The sequence below is a fragment of the Streptomyces sp. NPDC020917 genome (assembly GCF_044333795.1).
Classification (GTDB): Bacteria; Actinomycetota; Actinomycetes; order Streptomycetales; family Streptomycetaceae; genus Actinacidiphila.
In genome coordinates, this window is record NZ_JBIRRR010000022.1 from 1 (window position 1) to 17,655 (window position 17,655).

The following is a 17,655-nucleotide window of genomic DNA, read 5'->3' on the forward strand; positions in this document are numbered from 1 at the left end:
CGTTAAGAGCCTTGTGCCGGATGGCCGGAATCCGGCCCCCCGGTGGAAGCTTTGCGCGCGTGATCCGGCGTGTGCTCCCGGTATATGTGGCCGTGCGCCCGGCCGTGCGCCTGTGCCGTGGCCTGGCCCCGGGGCTTGCATGGGGGCCGTGGGTCCGCCCACGCCCCGGCAGGCGGCTATGACGGGAAAGTGACGGGTCCAGGAGTTCCGCTGCCACAATCCCCGCGGGTGGCGGACCGGCCCGGGAGGTGGTCCGCCCCTCCCGGGCCGTCGCCCCGCGCGGCCCGCGACTCCCGCTGCCCGCAGGCACCCGTCCGGTCCGCCACCGGACCCACCCGCCGCCCCGCACCCCCTCCGCCGCCGGCCCGATCGCCTCCGACGCCCACCAGCACGCCAATGCCCGTCAGTTGACGCAGTGGCATATCAACTGCGGTATGTGCCGCGGAATTTGGCGCGAACCAGATGTTTCGCTCCGCGCTGCCGGACGGCCGCCCGCCCGCACCCGCAGCCACCGCAGACCGCCGTTTTCCCTTCGCATTGCGCCCACTTGCGGTCCGCGACGCGGCACTCCTTGGTGCACCCATGCGCCTCTTTGCGCGCTTCCACGTGGCAGCATGGTCTTTCGGACGTCGGACGTGGCGGCGGGCGGGGCGAAGAAGAGCGGTGGTGCCCGCGCCGGCTGTCCACACCCTGTGGAGGCGGCGATGCGGTGGTTGGTGGGGTGGAGCAGTGCCACCGCAGGTGCTTTTTCCGGCGGTCGCGCCCGCACCCTGCTGCCCGTTGCCGGCCAACCTCTGTGGTCGGGACCCGATCCGCTGTGGGCCGTCGGCGACTGGCGGCCCGACGAGATCCGCGTGGTCCACGCCGACCCCGTGCAGGGCGGCGCCAACGGCAGTGCGTACGGCGGCACTTACCCCGGCCACGACGGGTTCGGCTCCTACGGCTCCGCCGCCGGCTCCCGCAACGGCCGCCCCGGCTACGGCGCTGACGGCGGCCCGTCCGCCGCCGGCGACCCCTACGGCCGGAACGGCTCCCCGCACGGCATCGCCCGCCTCGCCGTCCTCGGCCGCTGCGGCGCCACCGACGCCCAGTTGCGGCTCGGCCTGGTCGCCGCCCGCGGCGGCGCGCTGCGGCACGTCACCGCCTGGCCCGGCAGCTACACCGCCGTCCTCCAACTCGGCCGCCGCATCACGGTGCTGGGCGACCTGGCCGGCGCCCGCCCGGTCTTCCACACCCGCTGGTCCGGCGGCACCGCCTACGCCACCGCCGCCCTCCCGCTCGCCGACCTCATCGAGGCCGGCCTCGACGTCACCCACCTCGCGGCCACCCTGGCCTGCCCCGACTCGCCCGAGGCGCTCGGCGACGGCACCCCCTACCTCGGCGTGCGCCGCGTCCCGCCCGGGCACGCCCTCATCCTGCGCGACGGCTCCCCGGAGATCGCCGGCTACGAACCCACCGCCTCGCTCGCCGTCGGCCACCAGCCCGCCAGCGCCGCCGAAGCGGAAGCCGCCGTCGAAGGCGTCCGCGACGCCCTCGTCGAAGCGGTGCGGGCCCGGCTCGCCCAGCCCCGGTTCGTCCCCGACCCCGGCGAGGCTCCCGCCCCCGGCATCGGCGCCGACCTCTCCGGCGGCAGCGCCTCCGCCACCCTGGCCCTGCTCGCCGCGGGACTGCCCGGCATGCCCGGGATGCTGCCCGGCGCCCCCGGCTCCCTCGCCGGCGAACGCCTGCTCGCCGTCACCTTCAACGACCTCGCCGCCGGCGGCCAGCCCGGCCGCGAGGCCGAACTCGCCCGCGCCGGGGAACTCGCCGCCGACCCCCGGCTGCGGCACGTCGTCGTCGCCGGCGGCGACGAGGCCCTGCCCTACGCCGACCTGACCGGCGACAGCCTCGGCCGCCTCACCGACGAACCCGGCCCGTCCCTCGTCGTCGCCGAACGCCACCGCCGGCGGCTGTCCGCCGGCGGCGCCGACCACCTCATGGGCTACGGCGCCCGCCAGGTGCTCGACGCGCACCCCGCCCGCCTCGCCGACCTGCTCATGGACCGGCGCCGCCGCCACCTCGTACGGCCCGTCGCCGCCCTCACCCGCGCCGACGTCGCCATGGCCGGCCACCCGCTGCGGGTCCCCTTCACCGTGCCCGTCACCGTCTACCGCGCCGCCCGGCGGCTGGCCCGCACCCCCTACCAGCGCGGCGTCGAGGACACCGCGACCGCGCTGCTGCGCCACGAGGCCGCCGCCCCCCTCATGCCCGGCGGGCCGCTCGCCGCCTCGCTCGCCGCGATGACCTGGGTGCGGCCGGGACCGGCCGCGCGCTGGCTCACCGGCGAGGCCCTCGCCGAGGTCTCGGCCCGCCTCCAGGACGCGGCCCGGCGCCCCTGGCCGCTGGAACGCCCCGGCGAACGGCGGGCCCGCGCCGCGCTCGCCCGCCACGCGGCGGACTTCCGCGTCCTGGAACAGGCCGCGGCCGTCCCCTCCCAGCGCCTGCACGCGCCGTTCCTCGACAACCAGGTCGTCCGCGCCTGCCAGGCGCTGCCCGGGGCGCTCCGCGTCCGCCCCGGCGCCCGCGCGGACGTCCTGCGCGAGGTCCTGCTCGGCGCCGGCGTGCGCGACCTGCCCACCGGCTGGGGCGCCCCGTCGCCGTCCGGCGCGGGCCCCTCACGCATCGGCCTGCGCTCCGCCCTCGACCCGCTCCTCGACCTCTTCGAGGCCCCACTGCTGGCCGACGCCGGGCTCGTCGAGGCCCGCGTGGTGCGCGACGCGCTGTCCGCGGCGGCGGACGGGGCGGCCGTCCCGCTGGACGGGCTCGCCGAACTCGTCTCCACCGAGCTGTGGTTGCGGCGGTTGCTTGCTCGGCGGGGGTCGTGCTGGACCGGCGCGGGGGCGCCGGAGCAGCGGGCGGTGGCGTCGGGGGTTCAGCGGCTCACGTTGTGACGCGAGCCTGAATCGGTCCCCTCGGGTTCGCCTTTTTGTCCCACCCGCCCACCCGTTGAACTCGTCCGTCGAGTGGACGTTTCTCGTGGTTGGGTCGGTGCCGCCCCGGGAGTATCTCCTCGGAACTGTGCGTGCGGCTTCTTCCTTTCGGTGGGCCGGGAGTGTGCACAGTTCCTGCGGGGACACTCCCGGACCGTCCCCTCCCGCTTCGTCGGCGGCTGCCGCCCGGTAGGGGGTGAACAGGTACTCCCGGGTTGCCCGGGAAGAGCCCCTCATCCCCCACCGGCCGTCAGCCGCCGACGAGAGCGGAGGGGACGGTGGGGCGGTGTCCCCGCAGGAACTGTGCATGTGCCCTGGGTGCCGTGCTGGAAGGAGCCGCACGCACAGTTCCGAGGAGATACCGGGCCGGCGGCCCCGACCCACCCACGGGAGACGTCCACTCGACGGACTGGTTCAACGGGTGGGCGGGTGGGAGAAAAAAGGCAACGGCGTGACAACCCGCCCCAGGTTGTCCGAGGGGTACCGCAGAATGGGAGGACACGCACCGAGAAGGGACCCGCACACCATGGCCGTATGGGACGACGTCATCGGCCAACCCCGCATCGTCGCCGACCTCACCGCCGCGGCCACCGCCGCCGACCGCATCGTCGAGGAGCACCTCGACGCGGAGGGGACGGGGCCGAACGTCTCCGGGATGACGCACGCCTGGCTGTTCACCGGGCCGCCCGGATCGGGACGCTCGACCGCGGCGCGGGCCTTCGCGGCGGCGCTGCAGTGCACCAGCCCCGACAAGAAGCTGGGCGCGGCCCCCGGCTGCGGGTTCTGCGACGGCTGCCACACCGCGCTGATCGGCACGCACGCCGACGTGGAGACGGTCCGCACGGACCTGCTGTCGATCGGCGTGAAGGAGACCCGGGACCTGGTGCGCCGCTCCAGCCTCTCGCCGGCCGGCGGCCGCTGGCAGGTGATCCTCATGGAGGACGCCGACCGGCTGACCGAAGGCGCCGCGAACGTCCTGCTCAAGGCGGTCGAGGAGCCGGCACCGCGCACCGTGTGGCTGCTGTGCGCGCCGTCCGTGGAGGACGCCCTGCCGACGATCCGGTCCCGCTGCCGCCTGCTGACGCTGCGCACGCCGTCCGTGGACGCCGTCGCCGACGTGCTGATGCGCAGGGACGGCATCGACCCGGCGCTGGCCGCCCAGGTCGCGCGGGCCACCCAGGGCCACATCGGCCGGGCCAAGCGGCTGGCCACGGACGAGCAGGCGCGGGCCCGGCGCGCGTCGGTGCTGCGGGTGCCGCTGCGGGTCGCGGACGTCGGGGGCTGCCTGCGGGCCGCCCAGGAACTCGTCGACGCGGCCGCTGACGACGCCAAGGCCGTCGCCGAGGAGGTCGACGCCAAGGAGACGGAGGAGCTGCGGGCCGCGCTGGGCGCCGCCGCGGGCGCGGGCAGCCGGATGCCGCGGGGTACGGCCGGCGTGATGAAGGAGCTGGCCGACCGGCAGAAGCGGCGTGCCACCCGCACCCAGCGCGACACCCTCGACCTGGCGCTCACCGACCTCGCCGGCTTCTACCGCGACGTGCTCACCCTCCAGCTCGGCGGTCCGCCCGACCGCGTCGCCAACACCGAGGCCCTCGACGGCATCGAGCAGATCGCCACCGCCTCCCGTCCCGAGCAGAGCCTGCGCCGCATCGAAGCGGTTCTCGCCTGCCGCGAGGCTCTCTCCGCCAACGTCGCCCCTCTCCTCGCCGTGGAAGCCCTCACCCTCGCCCTCCGCGCGGGCTGACCCCCACCGACCGCCACCCGGTCCGCCCCTCGCGCCCAGCCCGACCGCGGGCTGCGGGTCGTCACCGTGCCGGAGGGGCAGTTCGGTCCGTGCCGGACCACCGGCCGGTGGGGGGTTGCTCGCGCAGTTCCTCGCGCCCCTGCGGGGGCGCACCTCGCCGGACGAGAGCCGGTCACGGTGGCGGGTCGGTGTGCCCGCGGCGGTGCGGCACAACAGGGGCGCGGGGAACTGCGCGCCCAGCCATGAACCGGCCGTGCGACGGCAACGCTCCTTTGCCGGGCAGTCGTGCCCCGTCAGGGGCGCGGGGAACTGCGCGACCGGGCACAGTGGAGCCGCGCGTCGTCCGCGGCCGGGTGGGGCAACCCCTGGCGCACCCCGCACAAGGGAAGGCGGCGTACCCCGGGGACGGAAGGCGGAGCCACCCCCGCAGGGGGCAGGGCAACCCAGGGGCGGAAGGCGGGGCCACGCCCGGAGGGGGAGGGTGCGGGCAGTCCGGGGAGTGTCGTGCGTTCGGGTGACAGCGGCCCCGCCCACCCCGCGTCTCCCGCCGCACCGCCCCACGGCAAGCGATGGTGCAAGACAGTGCGCCCACTGCCCACATGGGCGCCCGAGCCGTCCTAAGAAGGTGCCGCCGTGGCAGACACCCTCCTCACCGTCCCGCTCCTCGCGGCGGCCGCCGCGGCCGCCGCGGCAACCGTCCTCCTCGCCCACCGCACCCTCCGCTACTGGCGCAACCAGCTCGCCGGCCGCCCGTACGAGCTGCCCGTCGACCGTCTCGGCGCGGCCCTGCGCGCGACCGCGGCCACCACGACCGCCGCCCTCGCCGCGACCCTGACCGTCACCGTGCTGCACGCCGGCCCCGCCCCGCACACCACCGCCGCGGCCACGGCCTCCAGCTCGGCCACCGCCGCGCACCAGCCCCCGCCGACACCGAAACCGCCCCCGCCTCCGCCGCGTACGCCGGAACCCGCGCCGCCCCCGCCGGAGGTCCGCACCGCAGGCCACCCCGCGGGCGGCACCCTCCAGGTCCTGCGGGACGGCACCCGGGTGTGGCTGCCACCGCACTACGACTCGCCGCGCGCCGCGGCCATCGCCTATCCCGTCGTGGTCGCGCACACCGGCGACGACCCGGACCTGTACGAGGGGTTCGCGCTCGGCGCGCAGCAGCACGAGGCGGACCTGTTCGTGCTGGTGATGCCGCCCACCTGCGCCCCCGCGCCCGGCTCCCAGGGCCCCTCGCCCGACACCGTGCTCGCCGAGGTCGCGTCCCGCTACCGCACCCTGACCTCGGTCAAGGCCCGCGGCGTCCTCGGCGTCGGAACGCAGGCGTCCTGCGCGGTCCAGGAGGCGCTGACCTCGGCCGGCCGCTACGGCGCCGCCGCCGGCGTCTCCGGGACCTACGGCGCCGCGCCGTCGCCCGCCACCGGGAAGGCCACCGCCGCCTGGACCGGCGCGGCCGCCCACCCGCCGCTGCTGCTGGCCACCGGCGCGGGGGAGGACGGTGCGCGCGACTCCGGCCGCCGGTTCCGCACCGCCCTGCACCCGCAGGGCGACGCCGTCCGCGTCCTGGACGGCATTGCGCCGCGCAGGCAACTGTTCGCGGAGGTCGCCGCGTACTTCACCGAGAAGCTCGACGGCCCGTCGCGGATCACCCACCCGCACACCTGACCCGGGCGACGGCCGGCCGGGAAGCGTCCGGTTTTCGCATTCACCCAAAAAGCGACAGGATGGACGATCATCGACCCCGCCCGGCCGATACGCTCGCACTTCACCCCGACGGGAGGACCCGAGCCGCCGATGCCGCACCTCACGCTACGCACGTTCAAGCGACCGACCCCGCAGGCGTCCCCGCAGCCGTCCCGGCAGGGACCGGCCCGGGCGGCGTCCGGCGCCCGCCGCGGCCTGCCCCTGCTGAGGTTCCCGGCCGCCGTCCTCGCCGCGGCCGGCCTGCTGCTGTCCGGCTGCACCTCGGGCAGCGGCGGCCACCCGGCCTCGGCGTCGTCCCCGCAGTCCGGCGCGGGCTCGTCCACCGCCTCGTCGTCCGCGACCGGGGCGCCCTCCGCCGACCTCGCGCCGTACTACGGCCAGAAGCTGACGTGGCACAGCTGCGGCGCGACCGGCTTCGACTGCACGACGATGAAGGTGCCGCTGGACTACGCGCACCCCGACGCGCACGACGACCTGAGCCTGGCCGTCGCCCGCAAGCAGGCCGCGGGCCCCGGCAGCCGCCTCGGCTCGCTGCTGGTGAACCCGGGCGGGCCCGGCGGCTCGGCCATCGACTACCTGCAGTACGCGGCCCTCGGCTACCCCGCGCCGGTCACCTCGCGCTACGACATGGTGGCCGTCGACCCGCGCGGCGTCGCCCGCAGCGCCCCCGTCGAGTGCCTGACCGACAAGCAGATGGACGCGTACACCGCCGTCGACACCACCCCCGACGACTCCGCCGAGGTCAACAAGCTCGCGTCCGCGGACAAGTCGTTCGCGCAGGGCTGCGAGCAGCACTCGGCCAAGCTGCTCGACCACGTCTCGACCGTCGATTCCGCGAAGGACATGGACGTCCTGCGGGCCCTGCTCGGCGACCAGCGGCTGAACTACGTCGGCAAGTCGTACGGCACGTTCCTCGGCGCCACGTACGCCGGGCTGTTCCCCAAGCGTGTCGGGCGGCTGGTGCTGGACGGCGCGATGGACCCGTCGGTCGACGCCCTGGAGAGCAGCCGGGCGCAGGCGGGCGGCTTCGAGGTGGCGTTCAAGGCGTTCGCGGGCTACTGCGTCAAGCAGGCCGGCTGCCCGCTGGGCACCACCACGGTCGCCGATGCCGGCACGCACCTGGACGCGCTGTTCAAGAACCTGGACGCGCACCCGCTGCCCACCGGCACCCCCCGCAAGCTCACCGAGGCCCTCGGCACCACCGGCGTGATCGCCGCGATGTACGACCAGAGCTCCTGGCCCACCCTGCGCGACGCGCTGAGCAGCGCCCTCAAGGGCGACGGCGGCCCGCTGCTGAAGCTCTCCGACAGCTACTACGAGCGCGACGACAGCGGCAAGTACAGCAACCTGATGTACGCCAACGCCGCCGTGAACTGCCTCGACCTGCCGCCGGCCCTGCGCTCCCCGGCCGACGTGGAACGCGCCCTGCCGTCGTTCGACAAGGCGTCCCCGCACTTCGGCACGACGCTGGCCTGGTCGTCCCTCGTCTGCGGCTACTGGCCGGTCAAGGCGACCGGGCACGCCGCCAAGATCACCGCGCCCGGCGCGGCCCCGATCCTGGTCGTCGGCACGATCCGGGACCCGGCCACCCCCTACGCCTGGGCCGTCTCGCTGGCCGACCAGCTCTCGTCGGGCCACCTCCTCACCTACGACGGCGACGGCCACACGGCCTACGCCCGCGGCTCCGACTGCATCGACACGTCGGTGAACGCGTACCTGCTGGACGGGAAGGTGCCGGCGAAGGGCAAGACCTGCACCTGACCCCTGGCGGGGGTGCCCGGGCCCCCGGGGCGCCCTGAACTCCGGAGTGCCCGGGCCTCCTGGCGGGGCGCGGCCTGGTCCCGGGCCTCGCCTCGCGCCGGCCGGGGCGTGCCGTCTGACCAGCCCCGCCTCATGATCCCCACCCTGGTCGGACCACCCCCCGGAACCCTGTAGACTTTCCCCCGCTGCTGCTGCCACCCTTGGTGCTCGCAGTTGCCAGCAAGCCGCCTTAGCTCAGTTGGCCAGAGCAACGCACTCGTAATGCGTAGGTCTCGGGTTCGAATCCCGAAGGCGGCTCCACCCAAGGCCAGGTCACATAGCCCGTGACCTGGCCTTTTGGCTTTTCCGGCATGCGCCGCATCCGGCCGCTCGGACGGTGGTGACCGGCTTGCGTGAGCGATGCGTGAGCGGACCGCTGACCAACGCCCCCAACTGTCGTCGACGCTCCTACGTGGCAACGTGGGATCTTCTGGCTGCCTGGTATACGTGCCCCTACAGGCCCCTGGGGTTCGCCTCGGTCATAGGAGGCGTGCCGAGCGCCTGCTGTACGGCAGCCGTGAAGCGTGCCCGACTGAGCTCCCGGGCCTCCCTATTTTGGGTGAGGGCGCTCACCAACTCGGCTGCATTTTCCACCGCGCCTACGAGCTGCGCCGCATCTGCTCTCAGCGCTCTCAGCGCTTCCTCGGACAGTCTCTGGTACTGCTGGCCGCTCCTCATCACCTCTCCCAACAAAGGGTGACCGTCAAGATCTCGCAGGCTCCCCCCTTGATCGAAATTCGCTTGCATGAGCGCAGCAAGTCGCTCCCTGTGCCTCACGAACTCATTGGTGGCCTCTTCGAAGGTGCCATCTGGCGTTGGCGAACTGTCGATTGCCGTAAGCGTGGCTTGTGTCATTTCAATAAATCTGGTGGTAATTTCGACGTCGCGCTGCATCGTCTCGGTCAGTTTGTGTGCTTCACGCGTGACTTCCGCGGGGCCGAGGAGTGCGATGCGTCGCGAGCGTTCTGCCATGCGGTCTGCGGCGTTCCTGAGGGGTACAAGGTCCGTCGGATCTGGATCATGATTTTCGGCGGATTCCTGAGTGACCCTGAGGCACTCGTCCCATGCTGCGAGGAAGCTCTCGTAGGTGTCGAAGCGCTGCTGTCTTAGCCAGTGGCCGTGCTCTACAGCACCCTGATCACGTACCTGTTGTCTAGCGGCTTCGGCGTTCTGTTCGGCGCCGAACCTGGCTGACCGTGCTCCGATGAGAGCGCCCACAGCAGTGGCAGCCAGTCCAATGACTGCAATCACGAGGGGAACCACGTAGTCCTTCACGACAGCTCATCATGTCGGTGCGCCGTGCCGAGGGAAACCCCGACGGGAGCAGACAAAGTGGGCCAAGGCCGCGACTCTACTTCTTGGACCTCTTCCGCTTGCCCTTCTTTCCGCTCTCGGGCTGTGCCTTTTTGGTCCGCTGGGCCTCCCTCTTGGCCTTCTTCGACTTGCGTGCGGCTTCATCGGCTTCCGCCTTCCGTTGAAGCGGGATGAGCTTGGCGGTGGCTTCCGCGGCGCGCTTGCCGACCTCGGGCAGGACGCTCTGGTAGATGTCCCGCGTGATCCGGGTGTCGCTGTGCCCGAGGGTGTCGGAGACGACCTTCACGTCGACGCCGGCGGCGAGCATGAGGGTGGCCGCGCCGTGGCGGAGGTCGTGCAGCCGGATCGGCGGCAGGCCGGACGCGGCGACGAGCCGCTCGAAAAGGTCGGTCACCTTGCCCGGGTGCAGCCAGGATCCGTCCTCCTGTGTGAAGACGAGCCCGGTCTCCACCCAGGCCGATGCCCACTCCTCCCGGTCGGCGTCCTGCCGCTCGCGGTGCCGCTTCAACACCTCCACGGTGTCGTCGTCCAGGGCGATCACGCGCAAGCCGCTGTCCGTCTTTGGCTCGGACGTCTCGACCTGCCAGCCGTCCTGGACGAGCTGGGCGGAGACGGTCAGGGAGTGCGCGTCGAGATTGGTCTCCGACCAGGGCTGACCGCACGCCTCACCGCGCCGCAGCCCGCGGAACGCGATCAAGTGCCACATCGCGTACAGCCGGTCCTCGGCGACGGAGTCCAGGAACGCGCCGGTCTGCTGGGGCGTCCAGACCATGACGGGGGAGGGCTTCTCGCCGCTCCTACGCCACTTCTCGACCCGCTCGTCTGTCCACACAAGGGCCTTGGGTTTGCGTACGGGGTCGATCTCGACGTGGGCGGCCGGGTTGAAGGTGATGATCTGCTGGCTGATGGCGTCGTTGAGCGCCGCCCGCAGAGTGGCCTTGACATGTAGCCGCGTCGCCGGACCAGTCACCCGCCGAATCGCCGGCATGGCGTCGATCGCTTCCTTCATCGCTTTGCGGCGTGCGCGATGCTCGGCTCCTTTCCATGGAACGGTGGCCAGTTCGGCTACCGCTGCTTTCCGCTGGGCGTTCTGCTCCAGGACCTCGGCGTTGCCGTCGGCGATGGCGGTGAACATGTCGCTGAGGTGGCTGACCCGCAGCCGGTCGAGACGGTGGTGCCCGATACGCGGCTTGAGGTGGATGCGGATGTCGGTCTCGTACCGGCTGATGCCCGACTTCCGTATCCGCTTGGCGGCGAACATCCCGGCCAGCAACCTCCTGGTCGTCGATGACGACGGCGGCATCCTCCTTCAGCGGCGCCGGAACACCGGCGAGTGGGCCCTGCCCGGTGGAGCTCAGGGCATCGGCGAGACAGCCGCCCAGTGCGCGATCCGCGAGTGCCTCGAAGAGACCGGCATCATCGCGGAGATCACCGGCTTCCTCGGCATCTACACCAACCCCAAGCACATCGTCGCCTACACCGACGGTGAGATCCGACAGCAGTACGAGAACACCTACATCGGCCACCCTGTCGGCGGCGAACCCACCATCAACGACGAAGCCGACGGCGTCCGCTTCGTCCAGCCGGCAGACCTCGACGCCTACGACATCCACGCCAGCATGCGCCAGTAGATCGGCGATTACCTCGCCGGCACCTACCCCTACCTCGGCTGAGCCGCTGCCAGAGCCGCTTGTACCCGCTCCACGGCCGCGAAGATCTCCGGCTCCGCCCGCCGGATGAGCCGCCCGACCACCGGTGCTGATCGGGGACGAATCGGGCCCCGGCCAGCGGATGAAACCCGTGACGGCCAACCGGGGTGCGTAGCCGACATCGTGAAGGGCCGCCGCGCTGCGCACAGGAGGTCGGTCCTGAGGGCGGCCGCGCACAGGGCCATCAGAGATGGGCGAGGCACCAGTTGTTACTCTGGATGCCCGGGCGCTCACTGGACCCAGGGGGGATCTTGAGTGATCTGACAGCAGACACCAAGCGCATTCGCGACTGCTCTCGCGAACTGCAACGGATCTACGATGAGTTCACCGGCCACGCCAACCCTGCCGACGGCTACTCTCTGGCCGAGCTGGGAGATTCCCGGATCACCGGCGCGTTTCATTCCTTCGGCAGCAACTGGAAGATTCACCGGGAGCACCTGGCCGATCAGATCCGGACGCTCGGCGTCGCCACCGAGGACGCGGCCGACACCTACGACGGGGTGGACAAGGCCCTGGCAGATGCGCTGCGCCGCGAGGACGCCGCGGCGAAGCTGCAAGGTCCTCCCGAGTGAGGCGCCCGCCCGTCCACGAGTGGGCCGTCCTCGACGAGGACACCGATCCGATACCGGGAGACCCGGATGCGGTCGCCCTACTCGGTACGGCGCTCGGCGAGACCGCGGAGCGGATCTGGCGTCAGGCTGGTGAGATCAACGCTCTCGCTTCGGTGGAATCGTGGAAGTCCAAGGCGGCCGACCGCTTCCGGGACGCGGCGGGTTCCGCTGAGGGAACCCTGCGCAAGGCCTATCACCGCTATCACATTGCCGCGCAGGCCATGGGTTCTCAGGTCCGGGAGGGTAGTGAGGCGGACTGGGCGAGCGCCCTTGAACAAGCACAGCAAATGGCGGACAAGGCGCTCAAGGACGCGCAGGCCGCCGACTCCGACCACAAGGCAGCGGCCACCAAGATTGCTGCATTGCCCCAGGGCACCGATCCCTCTGATCCGACGCTGACCGGTCTCAAGAAGAAGCAGCAGTCAGCCGCGTCAGCCTTGGGAGATGCGAAGTCGGCCCTGCAGGCGGCTAAGGACGTTCGGGACAACGGTGCCAAGGCCGCAGCACAGCGTATTCACCGAGCCATCACTCACGACGGGCTTCACGACAGCCGGTGGGACAAGATGCGCCACTCCGTGGGTGATGCCCTGTCCGATGTCGGTCATGCTCTGGAGGATGTCGGCGAGACCGCGCTCTCGGACCTCGCCTCGATCGGCAACGCGATGGCCCACGACGCGGGGGCCGTGATGGAGGTCCTAGGAGGCATCGGGCTGGCCACGCTCGGGGCCGGCGGGGAAATCGGTGGGGTTGTTCTCGACGCCACGGGTATTGGCGCACTCCTGGGTGTGCCGGCCGCCGTCGTGTCGGCATCGGCCATCGCGGGTGGGTTGAGCCTGGCGGGCCTCGGCGCGAGCACCATCGCCCACGACGCGGCAGGCCCGGACCGTGTGAACATGACCTCCGACGGTGGTTCCGGGGGCGGGGGTGACTGGGACCCGTCCGCGACCGAGTCGCGCACCGGCCCTTCGAACGAACCCAACCCCGATGCCTCACCGCGCGGGCGCCGGACTCCGATCAACGACAGCGATGCCCCGGAGAACAAACTGGCATTGCAGCGTGAGAACGAGTCGGCCGATACACTGGCCAAATCCGGGTACGACGTGGAGCAGAACCCCGATATTCCCGGTGACAAGAACCCTGACTACCGAGTGGAGGGCCAGGTGTTCGACAACGTCGCTCCCTCGACTGGAAATCCTCGCAACATCGCCAGCAGGATCTCCCAGAAAGTGGAAGACGGCCAGACCGACCGCGTTGTGGTGAACCTCGCAGACAGCTCAGCAGACGTCGGTAAACTGCGTTCCCAGCTTCACGACTGGCCGATTGATGGACTGAAAGAGGTCATCGTCATCGACAAGCAGGGAAACGTCCTGCACCTGTACCCGTAGAACATCGAGACGGACACATCTGACATGGCAATTTCCCACAGCTTCAGTATCGCTACGACCATGCCGGCGGCAGAGGTCGCAGAGGCGCTGAAGGATCGCGGCGCCGATATCGGCATCTTGGCTGGAACCGTGACGCCCGAGCTGTTGCTCGACCCGGGAGCGGTCTCAGAGCACGGCACCTGGATCCGGGTGGTTGTGACCCGCCCTCAGCCGTGGAGCCCGCTGGTCACCGACTTCGGCATCACGCCGAGCGTGCGGGTGGCGTTCGTGCTCGACAAGGAAGCGGACTTGGCTGTCCAGGAGGACGACATCGTCCACCTGGTGGCCGCTCTGCTGGAGCGGGTTCCCGGCGATGCCGCACTGGAGTTCCACGACGAGATCATCTGGCTGCTCCGGCGCGGTGGCGACGTGAGCCTGAACGAGCGGGACGACCTGTGGCCACCTCGGCGCCTCGCTGTGATGCGTCAGCCGTACCGCCGCGCAACGTACGCCTTTTCAGAGGAGTGATCGTGAAAGGGTCATCGATACGATGAGTTCCGACGACGCCTCCGAGGATGTTCGGTCCGCCGCGATGCCTGAAGGGCCCAGATCTCAGGTCTGGTTCAGAACAGACTCGTCACAATCCACGGCTGGAGCAGGACTGTGGCGAGCCGACAACCGAGTCGCCGGCCTGTTCCTCGGACACGCAGCACTGTTCGCCCAACTCCTGGGAGTTTCCTCGGGAATCGGCGACGTGGTCAACGGCGAGTGCTGCGTGGATACTTCCGTGCTCAACACGTTCTGTGCCGTCGCCTTGGCCGAGTACGGAGCGACGGACCAGGGGATCCAGCGCACTCTGACGGTGGGATTCATCGCCACTGCCCTGGTCCTCTTGGACCGCGCCGGACGCCCGGTCCCCGCCTGCGTCGCGCCTGAACAACAGGCTGCGTGGGGGGCTCTGCGGGATCAGCACTCCGCTGCCATGCTGCGCTGAGGCAGGAGCGCCGACAGCGAGCCCCCTTCCCGGCGCCCACCAGCGTGACGGCTACTCGGAGACGTGCGACCGCCCGAGATGGGGGCTCGAAACCGAGAGTCGTGAGGCGCAATACTGCCGACGGGCAATCCGGTCTCAAGGACTCGGCACACCACGCAGGTCGTAGTAGGCCCGCAGCGCGGCCTCGGTACCGGAGCCGATGGCGGTCATGATGCGCTGGAAGCGGCTGGAGCGGAGGTCGCCGGCGGTCATGATGCGGGGGTGCTGGTGGTCGGGTGGGCAGTAGCCGGTGGCGTCGGTGACGATCGCGCCTGCAGGAGGGACGGGGGCGCTGCCCAGGTTGAGGTAGGCGGCTGCGAGGGACTGCGTGCTCTGCCGTCCTTCGCGGTCGGTCCATTCGGCGGAGATCTGGGCGTTCGCCCCGGCGCGGACGGAGAGGCTGGCGATGGGATTCAGGGTGACGCGCGGGTCGTGGCGGACCTCGTCGACCTTGTACTCGTCCTCGGGCGGGTAGGCCACCAGGACTGGCAGGTCGAGTGCCGGGTGGACGCGGAGGAAGGTGCCGAGCGGGCGGTCGGCGCCGATGACGAGCAGTGGGCCGTGGTGGTCGTCGGGGACCTTTGCTCCCCATAGCGTGGGAAGCAACAGGCCGTCGGGGACCGTCAGCCAGGGGACATCCCCCGACCCCAGCGGGCCGACTCCTGTTGCCACGACTGCGTACGGCGCGACGAGCCGGCTGCCGCCGTCGAGGAGGACGGCGACGTGGTCGTCGTACGCCTGCACTTGGACGGCCCGGACGCCGAGTTGGATCTCGCACAGCTCGGTCCGGGCCAAGTCCTTGGCGATGGCCGCTGCCAGCTCCGGGCCGCTGGAGTGGCCGCCGACGACGTTGTTGATCGCTCCGATGTGCTGAAGTTTCGCGCACAGCGCGTCGGCCTCGACCAGAACCGAGCGCATGCCGACGCTCGCGGCCATCAGAGCGGCGGCGCAGCCGGCCGGCCCTCCGCCGACGATGATCAGTTCGGTGGGGACGTCGCGTGCTTCGCTCGCTGCCATGTGAACTATTCCAGCACCGGGGCCCGTAGCCGCGGGGCGAGTTCCCGCAGCACCTCCTCAGTGGTGACGAGTTGCCGGCGTCCGATGAGGCGGCGGGCCACGAGGAGACCGGCGTCGTGGACGGCGGGGCCCGCATCGCTGGCCGAGGCGTCGGTGACGATCCAGGGCGTGTGCCCGCGCTCGAAGGCGTCTGCCGCGGACTTCAGGACGCAGCTCTCGGTGGCGATCCCGCAGAAGACGAGATCCGTCCACCCGGCCTCGGCGATGATCGCCGCGCCCTGCTCGGTGTAGAGGGAGTAGGCGGGCTTGTCGATGACCGCGTGGGCGGCCGCTGTGGGTTCGACCAGCTCGGGCACGATGTCGGTCTCGGGGGCATGCCGGAGGCGCGTCCAGTCGAAGAACCGCTCGAAGGGGCTGTCGGCGTAGTTGAGATAGCGGGTGAAGACGACCGGCCGCCCCGCGGCAGCCCACCTCTCGACCAGGGCGACCACCGTGGGAACGACATGCTTGCTGTGATGGTTGACGAACCCGTTCTGCATGTCGATGACGATCAGCGCCGCGTGGTCGATGTCCATGGCTGCGGTTCTCCCGTCGTCCTCACGTCATGCTGTCCCGGAGCGCTTCCTGCGCGGCGCGGAGTCGTTCCGCGAGTCCGCTTGTCTTCATGATGGCCTCTCGCATGAGGACGTGCTGCGCGGTCTCCTGGGCGCGGGCGGTGGTGAGGCGGGAGAGGGCCGCGCGGAGGAAGCGCCAGCCGAACTCCTCGGACGTGGAGGGGTCCTGTCCGTCCTCGACGCGTTTCTGTATCTGTCGGGAGAAGCACCAGAGAGCTTGGACGGTGAGTTCGCAGGTGATGAGCTCGTCGACGGTGAGGCTGCGCTCGCTGGAGTGGGCTCTGTAGGCGACGCCGGACCAGCCCGCGTAGCCGGTGGATACGCCGCGAATACCGAACGAGACGATGTCGGGGTGGTCGAATCCGTTGGCGAGCAAGGATTCCTCGACCGACGGGTGGAGAGCGTCGGCGCCGCTGGGGACTCCGCGGTCGACGAGGACGGAGGGGGTGGACAGCAGCCGTAGCGCTGTGTCGAGCTCACGGCCCGCTGCCCACGGGCTGGACGTCACCCAGTAGAGGGAGAGGATGTATTCCGGATCGATCTGCTGCCCCGGAGCGGCTCCCAGCAGTTCCCGCGTCTTGGTGCCGGCCCAGGGCAGGTCCGTTGCGTAGGAGCGGTAGCGCCACACCGCAAGCTCGGTGAGCGAGGCCGGAGTCTTCGGCTGCCTGAGATGGAAGACGGCGACACCGCAGCCGAAGACGTGCAAGGTGCAGGTCGTGTCTGCGTCAGGGTGGTCCACCTTCGCCGAGGACGATGCCAGCCAACGGCCAGAGCCCGTGCCCATCTCGGCCTGTAAGCGTTGCGCCTGCGTCGCACCGATGAAGACAGGCAAGAACTTGTGCGAGTCGACCCCGATGCGTCCGTCGCCGGGTGCGGTGGTCTCCGGCTGCCCGCCCAGCGCCTCGGCGAACCGGATGCGGATCTCGTCGGTCGCACGACCGAGCGCGGTGTCCAGCATCGCCTGGGAGTCGGGTCGAGGGCAGTAGTTCTCCCCGCCCGCCTCCCACTTGGAGATCACCCGGTCGCTGACGCCCAGGTGAGCGGCGAAGTCACGAATGCTCATCCGCATCGCGGCACGCAGCAGCCGGGCCTCTCGTCCGGACCAGCTCTGCACCGTGACCACGATCTGCCCCTCCCCTCGTCCACCGCGAAATACCCAGCGTAACGAGTCGTGTTCGGCGACAGTACGGCGTTTGTGCGGCATCCGTACGTCACTTCCGGTGACCGGTGTGGAGCATGCTGTTCACCCGGCCAGCGCAGGCCGGGTGAAACGGCAGACACGAAGGAGTTGCGGCATGCCCGACATCGTCAAGCGCAGTGCCCGCGCCATCTTGCTCGACGGCGACGATCTGGTCCTCATCAAGCGCACCAAGGCCGGCCGGGACCCGTACTGGGTCACCGTCGGCGGCGGCGTGGAGGAGGAGGACGACAGCATCGAAGCCGCCCTGCACCGGGAGGTCTTCGAGGAGTTGGGCGGCACGCTCGAGCGCGCCGAGCTGGTCCACCTGATCACCGACGAACTGGACGGCGGCATCGGGATCCAGCACATCTTCGCCGCGCGCCTTGCCGGCATGGACGTGTCGGTGCGGACGGGTACGGAGTTCTCCAAGCCCGAGCGCGGTGACTACGAGATCGTCCGCATGCCGTTCACGGCCGACAGCATCCACGGACTCAACCTCATGCCGCCGGAGCTGGCCGAGTTCGCGGCATCCAACGTCGACGCGATCGGCTCCGTCCTCAACACGCCGATCCGCAAGGCGTGATCGGCGATGG

The 17,655-nt window shown here is 71.1% G+C and carries 14 protein-coding genes, 1 tRNA gene and 1 pseudogene; 11 read left to right on the plus strand and 5 right to left on the minus strand.

Annotated features, from left to right (window positions below; all coding sequences use genetic code 11):
- Positions 1–704: 704 nt before the first annotated feature.
- The 5 genes from ACH4TG_RS33510 to ACH4TG_RS33530 all read left to right on the plus strand — a co-directional run bounded on the left by ACH4TG_RS33510 (position 705) and on the right by ACH4TG_RS33530 (position 8,481).
- The gene (locus ACH4TG_RS33510) at positions 705–2,930 is read left to right on the plus strand and encodes an asparagine synthase-related protein (protein WP_398246410.1); all 2,226 of its coding nucleotides are present in this window, start codon (positions 705–707) and stop codon (positions 2,928–2,930) included.
- Between the two features lie 565 nt (positions 2,931–3,495).
- Complete coding sequence (locus tag ACH4TG_RS33515; protein WP_398246411.1) at positions 3,496–4,713, plus strand: DNA polymerase III subunit delta'; 1,218 nt, start codon at positions 3,496–3,498, stop codon at positions 4,711–4,713.
- A 633-nt stretch (positions 4,714–5,346) separates the two neighbouring features.
- Positions 5,347–6,381 carry a hypothetical protein gene (locus ACH4TG_RS33520; protein ID WP_398246412.1) on the plus strand — a complete coding sequence of 345 codons (1,035 nt, stop codon included), beginning with the start codon at positions 5,347–5,349 and terminating at the stop codon, positions 6,379–6,381.
- Between the two features lie 129 nt (positions 6,382–6,510).
- A complete protein-coding gene (locus ACH4TG_RS33525; RefSeq protein ID WP_398246413.1) occupies positions 6,511–8,181 on the plus strand; it encodes an alpha/beta hydrolase in 1,671 nt (556 codons plus the stop codon).
- 223 nt (positions 8,182–8,404) lie between these two features.
- Positions 8,405–8,481, plus strand: a tRNA-Thr gene (locus ACH4TG_RS33530).
- Positions 8,482–8,673: 192 nt separating this feature from the next.
- Here the strand turns inward: ACH4TG_RS33530 and ACH4TG_RS33535 are convergent.
- Positions 8,674–9,495, minus strand: coding sequence for a hypothetical protein (locus tag ACH4TG_RS33535; RefSeq protein ID WP_398246414.1), 822 nt, complete (start codon positions 9,493–9,495; stop codon positions 8,674–8,676).
- A 76-nt stretch (positions 9,496–9,571) separates the two neighbouring features.
- Positions 9,572–10,837, minus strand: a pseudogene (locus ACH4TG_RS33540) (tyrosine-type recombinase/integrase); the annotation flags it as partial.
- On the opposite strand from ACH4TG_RS33540, the gene ACH4TG_RS33545 reads away from it, so the two are divergent.
- From ACH4TG_RS33545 to ACH4TG_RS33565, 5 genes are all read left to right on the plus strand, one after another.
- Entirely contained in the window at positions 10,782–11,165 is a 384-nt protein-coding gene (locus ACH4TG_RS33545) for an NUDIX hydrolase (protein WP_398246415.1), read from the plus strand. The pseudogene ACH4TG_RS33540 and the gene ACH4TG_RS33545 overlap by 56 nt on opposite strands.
- A 329-nt stretch (positions 11,166–11,494) precedes the next feature.
- Entirely contained in the window at positions 11,495–11,815 is a 321-nt protein-coding gene (locus ACH4TG_RS33550; RefSeq protein ID WP_398246416.1) for a hypothetical protein, read from the plus strand.
- Complete coding sequence (locus tag ACH4TG_RS33555) at positions 11,812–13,239, plus strand: hypothetical protein (RefSeq protein ID WP_398246417.1); 1,428 nt, start codon at positions 11,812–11,814, stop codon at positions 13,237–13,239. Before ACH4TG_RS33550 ends, ACH4TG_RS33555 begins: the two co-directional genes overlap by 4 nt.
- A 24-nt stretch (positions 13,240–13,263) precedes the next feature.
- Positions 13,264–13,746, plus strand: a complete 483-nt coding sequence (locus tag ACH4TG_RS33560) for a SitI3 family protein (protein WP_398246418.1) — start codon at positions 13,264–13,266, stop codon at positions 13,744–13,746.
- 64 nt (positions 13,747–13,810) lie between these two features.
- Positions 13,811–14,212, plus strand: coding sequence for a DUF6086 family protein (locus ACH4TG_RS33565; RefSeq protein WP_398246547.1), 402 nt, complete (start codon positions 13,811–13,813; stop codon positions 14,210–14,212).
- A gap of 135 nt (positions 14,213–14,347) precedes the next feature.
- Here ACH4TG_RS33565 and ACH4TG_RS33570 read toward each other — a convergent pair whose 3' ends face one another.
- From ACH4TG_RS33570 to ACH4TG_RS33580, 3 genes are read right to left on the minus strand one after another with little or no spacing between them, the layout of a single operon-like run.
- A complete protein-coding gene (locus tag ACH4TG_RS33570) occupies positions 14,348–15,268 on the minus strand; it encodes a pyridine nucleotide-disulfide oxidoreductase (RefSeq protein ID WP_398246419.1) in 921 nt (306 codons plus the stop codon).
- A gap of 5 nt (positions 15,269–15,273) precedes the next feature.
- On the minus strand, positions 15,274–15,843 hold the full coding sequence (locus ACH4TG_RS33575) for an isochorismatase family cysteine hydrolase (protein ID WP_398246420.1): 570 nt from the start codon (positions 15,841–15,843) through the stop codon (positions 15,274–15,276).
- A 22-nt stretch (positions 15,844–15,865) separates the two neighbouring features.
- Complete coding sequence (locus ACH4TG_RS33580; protein ID WP_398246421.1) at positions 15,866–17,005, minus strand: multiprotein-bridging factor 1 family protein; 1,140 nt, start codon at positions 17,003–17,005, stop codon at positions 15,866–15,868.
- 172 nt (positions 17,006–17,177) lie between these two features.
- Here ACH4TG_RS33580 and ACH4TG_RS33585 point away from each other — a divergent pair, with 172 nt between their 5' ends.
- On the plus strand, positions 17,178–17,645 hold the full coding sequence (locus ACH4TG_RS33585; protein WP_398246422.1) for an NUDIX domain-containing protein: 468 nt from the start codon (positions 17,178–17,180) through the stop codon (positions 17,643–17,645).
- Positions 17,646–17,655 lie beyond the last annotated feature (10 nt).

Bases quoted from the DNA above. Each gene is read 5' to 3' on its own strand.
- ACH4TG_RS33585 (WP_398246422.1), top strand. From the start codon at position 17,178: ATGCCCGACATCGTCAAGCGCAGTGCCCGCGCCATCTTGCTCGACGGC.
- ACH4TG_RS33510 (WP_398246410.1), top strand. From the start codon at position 705: ATGCGGTGGTTGGTGGGGTGGAGCAGTGCCACCGCAGGTGCTTTTTCC.
- ACH4TG_RS33570 (WP_398246419.1), bottom strand. From the start codon at position 15,268: ATGGCAGCGAGCGAAGCACGCGACGTCCCCACCGAACTGATCATCGTC.
- ACH4TG_RS33560 (WP_398246418.1), top strand. From the start codon at position 13,264: ATGGCAATTTCCCACAGCTTCAGTATCGCTACGACCATGCCGGCGGCA.
- ACH4TG_RS33575 (WP_398246420.1), bottom strand. From the start codon at position 15,843: ATGGACATCGACCACGCGGCGCTGATCGTCATCGACATGCAGAACGGG.
- ACH4TG_RS33515 (WP_398246411.1), top strand. From the start codon at position 3,496: ATGGCCGTATGGGACGACGTCATCGGCCAACCCCGCATCGTCGCCGAC.
- ACH4TG_RS33525 (WP_398246413.1), top strand. From the start codon at position 6,511: ATGCCGCACCTCACGCTACGCACGTTCAAGCGACCGACCCCGCAGGCG.
- ACH4TG_RS33565 (WP_398246547.1), top strand. From the start codon at position 13,811: ATGCCTGAAGGGCCCAGATCTCAGGTCTGGTTCAGAACAGACTCGTCA.